The sequence below is a fragment of the Vibrio sp. HS-50-1 genome, from assembly GCF_024747315.1.
Taxonomy (GTDB): domain Bacteria; phylum Pseudomonadota; class Gammaproteobacteria; order Enterobacterales; family Vibrionaceae; genus Vibrio; species Vibrio diabolicus.
Window position 1 is genome coordinate 390,467 of sequence record NZ_JAMPZF010000048.1, and the last position, 14,698, is coordinate 405,164.

At 44.9% G+C, this 14,698-nt stretch carries 11 protein-coding genes; 5 read left to right on the forward strand and 6 right to left on the reverse strand.

Going from position 1 to position 14,698, the window contains the following annotated elements; genetic code table 11:
- Positions 1 to 368 precede the first annotated feature (368 nt).
- The 3 genes from aroG (at position 369) to NDJ01_RS21165 (ending at position 4,509) form a co-directional block, all read left to right on the forward strand.
- Positions 369 to 1,421 (forward strand): 3-deoxy-7-phosphoheptulonate synthase AroG, encoded by a 1,053-nt coding sequence (gene aroG / locus NDJ01_RS21155; protein WP_005396134.1) that lies wholly within the window; start codon positions 369 to 371, stop codon positions 1,419 to 1,421.
- 141 nt (positions 1,422 to 1,562) lie between these two features.
- The gene (locus NDJ01_RS21160) at positions 1,563 to 2,735 is read left to right on the forward strand and encodes an MFS transporter (protein WP_258587284.1); all 1,173 of its coding nucleotides are present in this window, start codon (positions 1,563 to 1,565) and stop codon (positions 2,733 to 2,735) included.
- 211 nt (positions 2,736 to 2,946) lie between these two features.
- Positions 2,947 to 4,509 (forward strand): PAS domain-containing methyl-accepting chemotaxis protein, encoded by a 1,563-nt coding sequence (locus NDJ01_RS21165; protein WP_048624841.1) that lies wholly within the window; start codon positions 2,947 to 2,949, stop codon positions 4,507 to 4,509.
- 141 nt (positions 4,510 to 4,650) lie between these two features.
- On the opposite strand, the gene tkt is transcribed toward NDJ01_RS21165, so the two are convergent.
- A complete protein-coding gene (tkt, locus tag NDJ01_RS21170; RefSeq protein WP_047008133.1) occupies positions 4,651 to 6,642 on the reverse strand; it encodes a transketolase in 1,992 nt (663 codons plus the stop codon).
- Positions 6,643 to 6,764: 122 nt separating this feature from the next.
- Positions 6,765 to 7,715 carry a transaldolase gene (tal, locus tag NDJ01_RS21175; protein ID WP_005396118.1) on the reverse strand — a complete coding sequence of 317 codons (951 nt, stop codon included), beginning with the start codon at positions 7,713 to 7,715 and terminating at the stop codon, positions 6,765 to 6,767.
- 467 nt (positions 7,716 to 8,182) lie between these two features.
- Between tal and NDJ01_RS21180 the strand changes: the two genes are divergently transcribed.
- On the forward strand, positions 8,183 to 9,184 hold the full coding sequence (locus NDJ01_RS21180; RefSeq protein WP_005396112.1) for a sugar-binding transcriptional regulator: 1,002 nt from the start codon (positions 8,183 to 8,185) through the stop codon (positions 9,182 to 9,184).
- Between the two features lie 131 nt (positions 9,185 to 9,315).
- Positions 9,316 to 10,596 carry a glycoside hydrolase family 18 protein gene (locus NDJ01_RS21185; protein ID WP_258587285.1) on the forward strand — a complete coding sequence of 427 codons (1,281 nt, stop codon included), beginning with the start codon at positions 9,316 to 9,318 and terminating at the stop codon, positions 10,594 to 10,596.
- Positions 10,597 to 10,621: 25 nt separating this feature from the next.
- On the opposite strand, the gene NDJ01_RS21190 is transcribed toward NDJ01_RS21185, so the two are convergent.
- The 4 genes from NDJ01_RS21190 to NDJ01_RS21205 form a co-directional block, all read right to left on the reverse strand.
- Positions 10,622 to 12,913: an EAL domain-containing protein gene (locus NDJ01_RS21190; RefSeq protein ID WP_258587286.1), complete on the reverse strand. Its 2,292-nt coding sequence runs from the start codon at positions 12,911 to 12,913 to the stop codon at positions 10,622 to 10,624.
- A 21-nt stretch (positions 12,914 to 12,934) separates the two neighbouring features.
- Positions 12,935 to 13,765: a sulfurtransferase gene (locus tag NDJ01_RS21195; RefSeq protein ID WP_257888844.1), complete on the reverse strand. Its 831-nt coding sequence runs from the start codon at positions 13,763 to 13,765 to the stop codon at positions 12,935 to 12,937.
- Between the two features lie 39 nt (positions 13,766 to 13,804).
- Entirely contained in the window at positions 13,805 to 14,101 is a 297-nt protein-coding gene (locus tag NDJ01_RS21200; protein ID WP_005396101.1) for a hypothetical protein, read from the reverse strand.
- A gap of 140 nt (positions 14,102 to 14,241) precedes the next feature.
- Positions 14,242 to 14,691, reverse strand: coding sequence for a hypothetical protein (locus NDJ01_RS21205; protein WP_085343911.1), 450 nt, complete (start codon positions 14,689 to 14,691; stop codon positions 14,242 to 14,244).
- Positions 14,692 to 14,698: the final 7 nt, after the last annotated feature.

Below are 14,698 nucleotides of genomic sequence, written 5' to 3' on the forward strand. Positions count from 1 at the left end.
CTAATCATTTCATATCAAGCAACAATATCTTTGAACTTGATCAACATTTACTAACCAATAACACCTCACAAACTTCTGATATTTCTTACATTGTAGTAAAGATTTTTAGGGTCATAAGAAAATTGATGATTATTTTGAACTTTTTTTCGTAAACTTTATTTTACATTGTGCGCGGTGGTTAACAGGTGGTTTTTATTTGCATTTATTTGCAAAAACTGATTGCAAGTCTACGCCTAAGCCGATAAGTTACTTAAACGCTAGACAGAAAATGACCAGAGCCCTTGATGCTGCTCGCTTTGTGAACAATGTTGCAATGAGTTCAGTTGGCAAAAAATTGGGTCGGAAATAAAAACCAGGAAGTAGAAGTAATGTTTCAAACTGATGATGTAAGAATAAATAGAGTAAAAGAGTTATTGCCACCTGTAGCAGTATTAGAGAAGTTCCCAGCGACTGAAACCGCTTCTTCGACCACTTTTGATTGCCGTAATGCCATTCACAATATTCTTGAAGGAAAAGATGACCGATTACTTGTAATTGTTGGCCCGTGTTCCATTCACGATCCTGCAGCTGCGGTTGAATATGGTAAAAAGCTAAAAGTATTACGTGATGAACTTGGTGAACAACTAGAAGTTGTGATGCGAGTTTATTTTGAGAAACCGCGTACAACGGTAGGGTGGAAAGGTCTGATCAACGATCCTTACCTAAATGATACCTACAAGCTGAATGATGGTCTGCGTATTGGACGTAAGCTTCTTCTTGATCTTACCGATATGGGCTTGCCGACCGCGAGTGAGTTCCTAGATATGATCACGCCTCAGTACGTGGCGGATCTGATCAGTTGGGGGGCTATCGGTGCTCGTACGACAGAATCTCAGGTTCACCGTGAGCTTGCTTCTGGCCTTTCTTGCCCTGTTGGGTTTAAAAATGGTACAGACGGGAACATTAAGATCGCGAGCGACGCGATTCGTTCTGCAAGTGCTTCTCACCACTTCTTATCAGTAACAAAATACGGTCATTCTGCGATCGTAGAAACCGCTGGCAATCCTGATTGCCATATCATTCTCCGTGGTGGTAAAGAGCCAAACTACAGTGCAGCGCATGTTGCTCAAATTAAAGATGAGTTAGATGGCGCTGGGCTACCGAAAAAAGTGATGATTGATTTTAGCCACGCTAACAGCTCGAAGCAGTTCAAACGTCAAATGTTGGTATCTGATGACGTATCAGAGCAAATCGCTGGTGGCGAAGAAGCAATTTTTGGTGTGATGATTGAGTCTCATTTAGTTGAAGGTCGCCAAGACCTAGTAGATGGCAAAGCGGCCACTTATGGTCAGTCGATTACCGATGCATGTATCGGTTGGGAAGATACGGAAACCGTACTTCGTCAGCTTTCAGATGCAGTAAAAGCGCGCCGTAACAAATAAGCTCAACAGAAAGAACTTTTTAAAGAGCCAGAGGCATTGTGCTTCTGGCTCTTTTTTATTGAGAATTACTCGCATCTCTTTCTATTGTTTCTGCTTTCCTATATGTTATCTGTATGCGCTGTAACCAAAAGGAATTTGGAATTGAATCGTAATGTATGGCTATTATCCCTTTGCCAAGCCCTATTAATGACAGGGAATATTTTACTCATATCTGTTATTGCCCTTATTGGCAAAACACTTGCGCCGTCATCAAGTTTTATTACGTTGCCCGTTGCGCTGCAATTTTTAGGACTGATGGCTGCGACGATCCCAGCATCACTAATTATGGGCAAGTTGGGACGTCGACTTGGGTTTAGTCTCGGTAATGTTATTGGCATTTTGGGTGCCAGCCTAGCGACGTATGCGTTAAGTCAACAGAACTTCTATCTGTTCTGTGTTTCTACCTTTTTGCTCGGTGTTGGTATTGGCTTCGGAACGCTATACAGATTTGCTGCTATTGAAGTGTGTGAAGAGTCGGCAAGACACAGGGCGATTTCGATATCTATGGCGGGAGGGGTACTAGCGGCGATACTTGGCCCTAATTTGGCGGTGTATTCGCAGCAATGGTCAGATGATGGTTTGTACATTAGTGCTTTTGCCGTGCTTATTGGACTTTATATAACTGCGTTGATCGTGCTGCAAACGATTCGTTTTCCACCAGCACACACGCAAGTTCTACATACTAAAGCGGATAAAGTGGGGGACATTATCCGTCGACCTAATTTCATGCTAGCGGTTATCGCCGCAATGGTTGCGTATGCGGTAATGAACATTTTAATGACAGCAACGCCTCTGGCGATGATTGGTTGTGGCTTTGATTTTGACAAAGCGGCAGGGGTGATCGAATGGCATGTGCTGGGCATGTTTGCACCGGCGTTTGTCACGGGACGCTTGATAGAGCGGTTTGGCGCGAAGAATATGATTTTAGCCGGTGGATTTCTATTTGTTGCTTGCATCGGAATTAACATACACGGAGTGTCCATTTGGCACTTTAGTCTTGCTTTAGTTCTGTTAGGCGTTGGTTGGAACTTTATGTTTATCGCGGCAACTGGGTTATTTAGTCAAAGCTATGAAGCGAAAAACAGGAGCAAGGCTCAAGCATTTAATGAATTCTTCGTGTTCAGTTGTGTCACTATCACTGCATTACTATCTGGCTGGCTTGAATCCACCGTAGGTTGGCAAAACCTTAATTTGTACGTTCTTCCTTTTGTGTTGCTCGTCATCGTGATGTTTGCTTTGAAAACGAACAAAGAAACGGAATCCCAAACTGCTTGATTAGATCTTCTATACATAGCCCGGCATAACGTGTCGGGTTTTGTTTATTAGCTCAACTCCACAACTTCTTCTTTATATTTTTATTGATAATGTGAATTCCCACACTAAAAATGTCGATTTGATAAGACTTTTTATCTAACTTTTTGTAATAAAAATAAAAATCCTGTATATATCTTGCCGAAAATCAATAAAAACTACAGAAGTTTCGTCTATGTCAGCCAATATTTCTCATAAAGCTCAAGAAACTCTCGTGAGGGAGTCTGAGGAACTCGTCTCAACAACGAACCTACAAGGTGTTATTACGTATTGTAACGAAGCCTTTTGCCGTGTTGCTGAGTACACTCACGAAGAACTCGTCGGTCAGAACCACAATATCGTTCGCCACAATGACATGCCTAAAGCCGCTTTCGGCGATATGTGGGCTCGTCTTAAGCAAGGCAAAGCCTGGCGCGGCATGGTTAAGAATGCCACTAAGTCGGGCGGTTACTATTGGGTTGATGCCTATGTCACCCCTATTTATGAAAATAACCACGTTGTTGGTTATCAATCTGTGCGCGTGAAGCCAAAGCGAGAGTGGGTTGATATAGCCACGAAAGCCTACAAGAGTATGCGCGCCGCCGAGAAGTCAGGTCGTACTTGGTCGTTGAAACTCAATGAAACCATTCGCTATGCGATTCTACTTGGCGCATTGACCGCACCTGCAGCCGCATATGCATTGTCTATTGAAGGTCCATTGGCTTGGCTTGCAAGTGCACTACCTGCGAGTGTTCTAGCGTTGTTATTCCGCCAAGAATTAATTGATACGCCTCAACAACTGAAAAAGTTACAAAAGCAATACGACAGCGTGAGTCGCTTGATCTATTCCGGTAATACGGCATTTTCGATTGCCGATTTCCATATCAAAATGCTGTCCGCAAGAATTCGAACCGTGTTGGGAAGAATGACAGACTCCGCACTGCCGTTGCAGCATTGCGCCGAAGAACTCAGTCAAACCACAGCAGAAGTTTCGGCTGCATTAAATCAGCAAAACACCGATATTCATCGCGTACGTGATGCGACTCAAGAGGTGGAGTCTTCGGCGAATTCAGTCTCTTCTAGCACCAATGATGCCCATATGCTAATTGATGACACATTGAAGTCATGCTTGATGGCGAAGGAAACCATCGATCAAACGCACACCAATCTAACGCAGTTGAGCCTTCAAGCTGAAAAAGCGACGGAAACGACGTATCAACTGAGTGATCAGGCGCAGAAAGTGAATCATTTGATGGAAGAGATTGGTGGGATCGCAGAACAAACCAATTTACTGGCACTTAACGCGGCAATTGAAGCGGCGAGGGCGGGTGAGCAAGGTCGTGGTTTTGCTGTTGTTGCCGATGAGGTGCGCGCGCTCTCTGGTCGCACATCCAATGCAACTGAACAAATCCAAGCGTCTATCTCTGCTATGTTGGCGACGATACAAAGCTGGCAAAAAGACATTTTGGCAAACAAAGAGCAAACGGATACATGTTCTCAGGTTGCCGAACAAAGCGCGCTTCGTTTGTCTGAGGTTGAACAGATGATGCAAAGCATGAGTGGGTTGATGGTCGATGTGGCGGAAGCGGCGAATAACCAGCTGAAGCTATCCAGCGATGTAAATCAGCATATTCACTCTATTGCTTCTACGGCAGAGCAAAACTTGGCAGCAACGCACTCCGTAGAGCAAAACAGCCGTCAGTTGAAAGAGCAAGTACAAGATTTCTATCAGCTCGCGCTTCGATTTGAAGACAAATAGCCGTAACGAAAGTCGTTGTGTTCACTTTCTGGCTGTGTTTATACAAATAGGGGCCAGATAAAAGAAAGCCCCGCCATTGCTGGCGGGGCTTTTCAGTTTTCACATTCGCAATAGAGAAAACTGATTATCTTTTTACTGCAATTACGCTAGTAGTTCTTTTGCTGTATTTACTACGTTTTCCGTAGTGAAACCGAACATTTTGAACAGTTCACCAGCAGGTGCAGATTCACCGAATGAAGTCATACCGATGATGCGACCGTCGAAGCCTACGTACTTGTACCAGAAGTCAGCAATACCTGCTTCGATAGCGATACGAGCTGTTACGTCTGATGGTAGAACGGCTTCACGGTAAGCGGCGTCTTGTTTGTCGAATGCATCTGTTGATGGCATTGAAACAACGCGTACTTTCTTACCTTCAGCAGTTAGCTGTGCTGCTGCTTCTACTGCTAGCTCAACTTCTGAACCTGTTGCGATAAGGATTAGCTCTGGCTTGCCTTCGCAATCTTTCAGGATGTAACCACCTTTCGCGATGTCCGCAACTTGCTCAGCATCACGCTCTTGTTGCGCTAGGTTCTGACGAGAGAAGATAAGCGCAGTTGGTGCATCTTTACGTTCAATCGCTAGTTTCCAAGCCACTGCTGATTCAACTTGGTCACATGGACGCCATGTGCTCATGTTTGGCGTTAGACGTAGCGATGCCATTTGCTCAACCGGTTGGTGAGTTGGGCCATCTTCGCCAAGACCGATAGAATCGTGCGTGTATACTTGGATGTTCTGAATCTTCATCAGAGCCGCCATACGCATAGCGTTACGAGCGTATTCCATGAACATTAGGAATGTCGCGCCGTAAGGAACGAAACCACCGTGTAGCGCAATACCGTTCATGATCGCCGTCATACCGAATTCACGTACACCGTAGTGGATGTAGTTACCAGAGAAGTCACTTGCTTCTAGAGACTTAGAACCAGACCACATGGTTAGGTTAGAAGGCGCTAGGTCAGCAGAGCCGCCCATGAACTCAGGTAGTAGAGCACCAAATGCCTCTAGAGCGTTTTGAGATGCTTTACGTGATGCAATGTTTGCTGGGTTTGCTTGAAGATCGGCAATGATTTGGCTTGCTTTCTCTTCCCACTGTGCAGGAAGCTCACCGTTTACGCGGCGTTTAAATTCAGCTGCCAGCTCAGGGTACGCTGCTTCATAAGCTGCAAATTTCTCGTTCCACGCTGCTTCCTTAGCTGCGCCTGTTTCTTTCGCTGACCATTCTGCGTAGACTTCTTGCGGAATTTCAAAAGGACCGTGCTCCCAACCTAGTTCTTTGCGTGTTGCTGCGATTTCTTCTGCACCTAGTGGAGCACCGTGACAATCGTGTGAACCAGATTTGTTTGGTGAACCAAAACCGATGATTGTCTTAGTACAGATAAGTGTAGGGCGAGGATCCGCTTTAGCCGCTTCGATTGCTGCGTTGATCGCTTCAGAATCGTGACCGTCTACTGCTGGGATTACGTGCCAGCCGTAAGCTTCAAAACGCTTAGGCGTGTCGTCAGAGAACCAACCTTCAACGTGACCATCGATAGAGATGCCGTTGTCATCCCAGAATGCGATCAGTTTGCCTAGGCCTAGCGTACCTGCTAGAGAACATGCCTCGTGCGAGATACCTTCCATTAGACAGCCGTCGCCCATGAACACGTAAGTGAAGTGGTCAACGATGTCGTGGCCTTCTTTGTTGAACTGTGCTGCTAGCGCTTTCTCAGCTAGAGCCATACCAACCGCATTAGTGATGCCTTGACCTAGAGGACCCGTTGTTGTCTCGATACCTGGTGCGTAGCCGTACTCTGGGTGACCAGGAGTCTTAGAGTGAAGCTGACGGAAGTTTTTCAGATCATCGATAGATAGCTCGTAACCGCTCAAGTGCAGTAGAGAGTAAATTAGCATTGAGCCGTGGCCGTTAGACAGTACGAAACGGTCGCGGTCTGCCCACTCAGGGTTTGATGGGTTGTGGTTTAGGTGAGAGCGCCAAAGAACTTCAGCGATATCAGCCATGCCCATAGGTGCACCTGGGTGACCAGAGTTAGCTTGTTGAACACCATCCATGCTTAGCGCACGAATTGCATTTGCTAGATATTTACGATCCATAGTGATTACTTCTCGATAAGGGTTTAAATAGAGGGAACTCGTCGAAACAAGTTCAAATAGAAAATCTTGAATAAGCGCTGATGGCAAAAGCGAGTAGACGGGCTACTGCTTTTGGTAAGCAATTAAAGCTTAGCTTCGATCATCGCTTCTAGTTTACCTTGGTCAACGGCGAAGTTGCGGATGCCTTCAGCCAGTTTCTCAACCGCCATTGGGTCTTGATTGTGTTCCCATAGGAACTCAGAGTGAGTCATTGGTGCAGGACGCTCAGCTGCGCCTTTAGAATCAACTAGCTTCTCAACCACTTCACCTTCTGCAGCTTCTAGCTCAGCAAGTAGAGCAGGAGCGATAGTTAGACGGTCACAGCCAGCCAGTTCTAGGATCTCACCGATGTTACGGAAGCTTGCGCCCATTACGACAGTTTTGTAGCCGTACTCTTTGTAGTAGTTGTAGATCTTAGTTACAGACAGTACGCCTGGATCTTCTGAAGCTTCGAAGTCACGGCCTTCTTTCGCTTTGTACCAGTCCATAATACGGCCAACGAATGGAGAGATTAGGAATACGCCAGCTTCTGCACAAGCACGCGCTTGAGCGAATGAGAATAGAAGCGTTAGGTTACAGTTGATGCCTTCTTTCTCTAGGATTTCTGCTGCGCGGATACCTTCCCAAGTAGACGCTAGTTTGATAAGGATGCGGTCGTTAGTGATGCCTGCATCGTTGTACATTTTCACTAGTTGGCGTGCTTTCGCTACGCTGCCTTCCATATCGTAAGATAGGCGAGCATCAACTTCTGTAGAGATACGACCTGGGATAGTTTTTAGGATTTCTTTACCGATGTTTACTGCAAGCATGTCACAAGTGTCTTGAACTTGTTGAGCTTTGTCGTTGCTCTGTGCTTTAGCATATTCGATTGAAGCATCGATTAGAGGTGCGTACTCTGCGATTTGAGCTGCTTTCAGGATAAGAGAAGGGTTAGTTGTTGCGTCTTCTGGTTGATACTTTTTGATTGCATCAATTTCGCCAGTGTCTGCTACTACAGTCGTTAGTTTACGAAGTTGCTCTAACTTGTTGCTCATAATCGATCATCCTATTTAAATGGGCTTAAGCGTGGTTTTTTGTTGCCACAGCTTGTGCATTTGCAAGCGAGTTAGCTAATCGTCTCATCGCGTTTAATGAGACATCTGCTCAGCCAACTACGGAAAATTTCGTTACCGAACAAATGCAATGAACATTTGATCGATAGCTGAGTAAATGATGTGTCCATATTTATCCTATCTATGCTGAAAGTCAATCGCTGAAATCGACTTATAGTGAACTTCATCAACGTTTTTTTACTGTGTGTTTAGTGGTTAACCCAAATAAACGTTTGCCCGTATTGTTCAAAGGTTGAGCGTTGTACGTGAGGGTAAAAAATTGTAGTGAGAAAATGTTATTGCGATGAGCAAATGTAGCGTTTAAATTGATAAAGAACATATGCTAAGTCAATGAGCATATGCTCACTTATTGCATACAATATCGATCCTCTTAAAGGGCGAGAGAAACCATGAGCAGTTCTAATCAAGATATTTCCATTGAAAACACGGATTTGTTGACAGAGATTTCCGTCGCGTATTATCAAGACGGTGCGACTCAGGAAGAGATATCGAGAAAATTTGCCATATCACGCGCAAAGGTCGGGCGAATGCTCAAGCAGGCGCGTGATGAAGGCATCGTTGAAATCACCGTTAAATACCACCCGGTGTTTAGCGCCAAGATTGAGCAACGTTTGATCGAGCGATTCGGCGTCAAGCGCGCGCTTGTTGCTCTTGATCAGCCGAATGAAGAAGCACAACGACTACAGGTGTCGGGATTGGTGTCCAATTATCTCACCAGCACGCTTAAAAACGGCATGGTGGTGACCGTTGGACAAGGGCGTAACGTATCTTCTGTTGCTCATCACATTGGGGTGATCACCCCGCGCGACTGTAAATTTGTGTGTGGTATCGGCGGTATTCACCCACGTGGTGGTATGTATAACGCCGACCACATTTGTCGTCAGTTAGCTAAAAAGTACGGCGGAACGTCCGAAACGCTTTACGCGCCGGCTTACGCAGAGAACAGAGAACAGAAGTTGGCCTTCATGCAAAATGCAACCGTGAAACAAACGCTCGATTTGGCACGTAAAGCCGATGTCGCTTTGGTCGGTATTGGTGACATGAGCGAAAACAGTTACATGGTGGACTTAGGTTGGTTTACGCCTGATGAAGTGGTTCAGTCGAGACTTCAACAAGGCGTGGTCGGGGACTTTGCAGGTTATGATTTCTTTGATATTCACGGTAATGTTGCCAACACCGTAATGAGTGACCGAGTGATTGGTCTTGGTATTGAAGAGTTTCGCCCAATATCGGAAGTCATCGCGATTGCAGCGGAGAACAGTAAGCCGCTCGCCTTACTTGGAGCATTAAGAACCGGAGCGATAGACGTGATCGCCACGAGCGTCAGCAACGCATTAACGGTGCTCAACTTAGATGAGCAAATGCACGGCAACGCGGCATCTGAGAGTTAGCACAAATAATATGCAATTTATGTAATCAGGCTGCGAGGAGTTATAAATGACTCGCAGCCTGATTTCGTTTTCAAGTTAAAAATATTCTCTAGGAGTAGCTTTAAATTTGTACATCTACTCTGGAGAACACAATGAAAAAGACACTTCTTGCTGCACTGATTATGGGGCTAACTGGTGCGGCGCACGCCGACCAAAAAGTCGTAGCGGGTTACTTTGCGGATTGGCAGTACGCTAATGCAGAAAACCCATACACGGTGAACGATATTCCCGCTGATAAGCTGACGCATGTGATTTACGCGTTTCTTAGTATGTGCGGCCCTCATGCCGGTGCTTCTGAAACGGTACAAAAACTGGTTGCCGAACAATGTGAAGGAAAAGATCCGTATACGGCGATCATTGTCGATACCGAAGCAGCATTAGAAAAGGACTTTGGCGATGTCTCCGTTAACGTGCCATACAAAGGCCACTTCGCTCAACTTGCTGAGATGAAGAAACAACATCCTAATCTCAAAATTCTCCCTTCTTTTGGTGGTTGGACAATGTCCGAACCGTTCCATGCTATGGCGAAAAGCAAACAAGCGATGGATCAATTCTCAAAAACTGCCGTTAAGTTGATTGCTCAATATGATTTCTTTGATGGTATTGATCTGGATTGGGAATACCCAGGTGGTAGCGGTTTAACAACGTCGCCTACCAAGCTTTCTGATGAACAAAAAGCATCTGAGCGTGAGGCCTTTACCTATTTAGTGAAAACCATGCGTGCAGAGTTAGATGAACTCAAAAATCAAACCAAACGTGAATACGAGCTCTCTACAGCTGTTGGCGTTGGTCCAAAAGCAGCAGGTATCGATTGGAAAGCCGCGGAGCCGTACCTAACTAACATGTTTGCGATGACGTATGACTTCCTTGGTGGTTGGGGGCAGCAAACCGGGCATACTACCAACTTGCATGCGACTGAGCGAAGCTGGTGGGGCATGGGCGCAGACGTGTTCATCAACCAGATGATCGAGCTGGGTATTCCAAGTGAAAAACTGGTGATTGGCGCTGCATTTTACGGGCGTGGCTGGCAAGGCACCAAAGACTTCTCGGGTGGCTTACCAACGCAAGATCTAGTATCCGAGCAAGGAGCGCAGTTTGGTACGGGTGAGAACGGCTATTTCATGTTCTGGGATTTGGTGAAAAACTATGGAGCGGAGCAGGGCTACGAGTACAAGTATGATGAGCAATCTCAAGCGCCTTACTTGTGGCATCCTGTAAAGAAAGTCTTTATCTCTTACGAAGATCAACGCTCGATCAAAGCCAAAGCAAATTGGGCTAAACAGGCGAACTTAGGCGGTATTTTTACTTGGGAATTGTCAGGCGACCCGAAAGGCGACTTGGTGGAGGTGATGTATCAAGAAATGAATAAATAAAACCTTCTAAGCAAAGCGATCGTAATTATTCAACTACGGTTTCTTTGCTTTGGTTCTGCTTCGTAAAAGCGATCAAGTTTTCAAGCGATAAAGGTTTAGAGTAGAAGTAGCCCTGAATCAAATCACAACCGCAAGCTTTTAACTCATTCAGTTGTTGCAGCGTCTCTACTCCTTCAGCTAGTACTTTCATTTCAAAGTTTTTGCCGATAGAAATGATATTCTTAACCATATTCAGCGCTTTTTTGTCATGCTCAATGTGATCGACAAAGCTCTTGTCAATCTTCACCTCGTCAATAGGTAGCGTACGCAACATGCTTAATGAAGAGTAGCCAGTCCCGAAATCATCGAGCGAGATTTTAAAGCCAAGAGCATGCAAGCGCTCGCAAATTGGTGCGAACTTTTCAAGATCTTCAATAAACAGGTTTTCGGTGATCTCTAGGGTAATCTTTGAACATTCGATGCCGCGTTTCTCAATAGCATTCATAAGATTAGTAATGAATTTGGCGTGAACAAACTGTTTGACCGAGATGTTAATAGACATCTGGATAGATGTATCAATATTACCAGTCAGTTTAGCCATATCTGTCAGGCTATTTTCAATGATTTGTTCACCAATACGAACCATCAACCCAGTGCTTTCTGCGACGGGAATAAATTCACTTGGTGGGACTAAGCCGAGCTCATCATCACTCCAACGAATAAGCGCTTCGACACCATAAATATCGCCTTCTAGGTTTAACTGAGGTTGATAAACCATATGAAGCGCTTGCTTATCTATCGCGAGCCTCAGGCGTTGCTCAATTTTCATTTTACGCAGGTGTGTAGCTTGCATCTGTTGATTGAACAGGCTGTATACGTTGCGTTGTTTTTTCGCTTGATACATCGCAATATCGGCTGACAGGAGCAGTTCATCTAATGTTTCACCATGGTGTGGATAGCAGGCAATACCAATACTGCAACTGAGCAGGAACTGACTGTCATTGACTTCGTAGGGTTCTGATAGCGCCGTTATTAAGTCGCTCGCTAGTCTTTTAACGCTTACTTCATCAATTCGATTTGTTAGAAAAATAAACTCGTCACTGGCTTCACGGATGATTAATCGGCCATCGTTAACAAAGGTGTTTAAGCGGATAGATATTTGTTTTAGAACTTCGTCGCCAAAGTCATGACCGTGTGTGTCGTTGACTGATTTGAAATTATCAATATCGATAAACATCAAAGAAAAAGGATTCCCTTTCCCAGAGAGCCAGTGTCGAATGTTTGCGCGTAGGTATTCTCGGTTTGGTAATCCAGTGAGATGATCGTGGTTCGCTTGATAGAGCAAACGCAGTTTTGTTTTATGCTCATTGTTCGCAATGGAGCGGAATAAAGCGTAAAAAGCACCTTGGACGATAAGAAAAACAATCGAGTACAGTGCAAACTGTTCGTAGAATCCGCGCTTAATAAAATTCAAATCTGTCGAGGAAGAGGCCCAAAGATGATAATCAGGAAGGTATCTCAATGTGATTAACTCACTCAGGCGAGAATTGTCGACAACAATATTTAGCGCTCGTGTGAGCTCTTTTAGTTGCGCCATATCCCAGCCTGAATCTTTTGTGATTTGAGCCATAACGGCTTTTATATCTAAATCATTGGCAGGTTTTAGGTAATCTTCTAGGGTTGTATCTTCTGACGAGCTAAAAGTAAGGTAGCCATCACTGCGGATCAATGTGACCCGGTTGTGCTCATTGGCATGGATATCGTTACGAAAAACCGAAGATGAATTCATATTAAAGCCAGCCGTCATCACTGCTTGTACAACACCATCTTTATTTGGAATTGCTTTTCGGATCGGAATCACAAGTGAATCTTGAGCTGGCATAAAATACGTTCGACCTATAATCATTCGGTCGGAGTTGAGCGCTGCCAAAAAGGTATCACGAGTCAGTGGATCTTGTTTTAGATTATGTAGTTTTGCCAAGATTAAGTTGGAGCTTACGGCGATGTAGTCTCCATCGGGGTTGGTTAGGCCGAATCCAATAATCGCCGGATGGATACTGAGCAGTTTGTCCAGCATCGGGCGAGTTTGAACTGCTGCTGTACGAGTAAAGTCATTTCTCTCGACCAACTGATGACCAATGACTTCAAGTAACGATTCTTGTCCTTTCAGAAGTGATTCGACAGAAGAGGCAAACAGCTCCAATTGTAGGAGCTGCTTATCTTTGTACTTATTCAGGGTTGACTCATAATGGTAGCGGCCAAACAACACGAACAGCACGGCGCTTATTGTAAGTAGCGCCATGTATAGTGTCCAAATGTTCTTCTTTAACCTGACCATGCCGCTTCGATAGCTCCTAGATTAGCGAGTAATGGGTAATGAGTGGTCTGCGCCCCACTCTGTCCATGACCCGTCATAGACCGATAAATCACGCCAACCTAACTGGTATGCTGCTAGCAGCAAAATACAGGCCGTTACACCTGAGCCACAACTGAAAATGATTGATTTATCATTATATAACGTTAGTGCACTAAATGCTTGTTTCAATTCCGAGTCTGCCTTTATAAAGCCATTACTCAATAATGTTTGGAAAGGGAGGCAAACAGAATTAGGAATATGACCAGAACGCAGTCCTTCTCTTGGCTCTGGTACCTCGCCTAAAAAACGTGCACGTGAGCGAGCGTCAACAATGTTTGCACTGCAATTGTTTGAGTACTCTAATATTGCATTTGCGTCCAAAAAAGCATGTTTATTTAATTTCCCGGTAAAGTTTCCAAGCTGCTTAGCTTCTGACAAGACATCCGTGACAGGCAATCCAGCCTCAATCCAAGCCGGGAGGCCACCATTAAGCACTTTGACATTATCGTGTCCCATTGCCTTAAACATCCACCATGCGCGCGGAGAGGCGAGTGTTCCTGAGTTGTCATAAACAACAATAAGGTCTTCGTTGTTCAGGCCAAGTTTCTGAGCGCTGTGATTAAACCCTTCTTCTGTTGGCATCATATGAGGGAGATTGGTATCTGGCAGACAAAAGTCATTGTCGTAGTCGAAACGCAATGAGCCTGGAATCCACTTATTGGTGACCTTTTTCCCTTCGGAAGGAATTTGAAAACGAATACTCGCGTCTAGAAGTTTTACATTTGGTTGGTCTAATAAAGCATGAAGTTCTTTGGCATCGATCAATGCTTGCATGGTTAAATCCTTCTGATTTGGGAAGTCCGCACAGTATTTTTACTCACAGCGAATGAATGAAAGGGATGAGTCAAAACTTGAGCGGGATGCTTGGTGGAACAACGCAATAGAGCCCACTGGACAAGATGCGGACACTGGAACCGTCACTCGTTGTTGCTCTATCTCAGGTGAATTGATAGTGAGGTACCGACGTTGACCATCAAGGGACTGAGTTAAAGTATTGCTAATGACGGTGGCTGAAACCGTGTTTTCATCCGTTTGCTTAATGAGCAACAAGAGCACAAGTAGGGCAATGAAACCGCTGAAGACCAACATATAGGTTTTGGGATTATCCAATTTGCGCTCCATTGCTATTGTTTCAAGTAATCATTTTGTTTTACAACAAAAAAATCGCATGTTCAAAGAACGATGCGATTTTGTCTTAAAACCTGTGGCTTGCGCCAGTCCCGAGTATCAATGCTCACCAATAGAGCATCTTACATGCGCCATGTCGTATTTCCGGTTGAGACGACTTTTTGAAGAGGTTCTGAGCCATCGTAGAACCAAATTTCGACTAACAGGTTATCTTGGCTGTCCGAGGTGGAGAAGTCTAATTTAGCTTTCCCACTCGTCAGCGCAGCAGAAGCAATATTGCTCGAATATTTCGCTTGATAGGTTCCAGACGCATCTTCACGGTACTCCTTATAAATGCTCAGATGTGCGCGCTGTAAAGAGTAACCACTAATATCTACCGCAAGTGAGCTTTCTAACCTTGGGTCATAATCGAACCCATCTGGTACGTCTAAATTTTGCATGCTTGGCTCTTCAACAATAACGGTAGTTTGAGCTGGAGGTGGAGTAGCGCTATCGTTGCTTTTGTCTCCACCGCCGCCACCGCCACAGGCTGTTAACGCTAATCCCATGATGATTGTGATTAAGTTTTTCATGATGCTT

Coding starts and splice junctions, on each gene's coding strand:
- tal (WP_005396118.1), bottom strand. CDS start 7,715: ATGAGCAACAAGTTAGAGCAACTTCGTAAACTAACGACTGTAGTAGCA.
- NDJ01_RS21195 (WP_257888844.1), bottom strand. CDS start 13,765: ATGCAAGCATTGATCGATGCCAAAGAACTTCATGCTTTATTAGACCAA.
- NDJ01_RS21190 (WP_258587286.1), bottom strand. CDS start 12,913: ATGGTCAGGTTAAAGAAGAACATTTGGACACTATACATGGCGCTACTT.
- NDJ01_RS21180 (WP_005396112.1), top strand. CDS start 8,183: ATGAGCAGTTCTAATCAAGATATTTCCATTGAAAACACGGATTTGTTG.
- aroG (WP_005396134.1), top strand. CDS start 369: ATGTTTCAAACTGATGATGTAAGAATAAATAGAGTAAAAGAGTTATTG.
- NDJ01_RS21165 (WP_048624841.1), top strand. CDS start 2,947: ATGTCAGCCAATATTTCTCATAAAGCTCAAGAAACTCTCGTGAGGGAG.
- NDJ01_RS21185 (WP_258587285.1), top strand. CDS start 9,316: ATGAAAAAGACACTTCTTGCTGCACTGATTATGGGGCTAACTGGTGCG.
- NDJ01_RS21205 (WP_085343911.1), bottom strand. CDS start 14,691: ATGAAAAACTTAATCACAATCATCATGGGATTAGCGTTAACAGCCTGT.
- tkt (WP_047008133.1), bottom strand. CDS start 6,642: ATGGATCGTAAATATCTAGCAAATGCAATTCGTGCGCTAAGCATGGAT.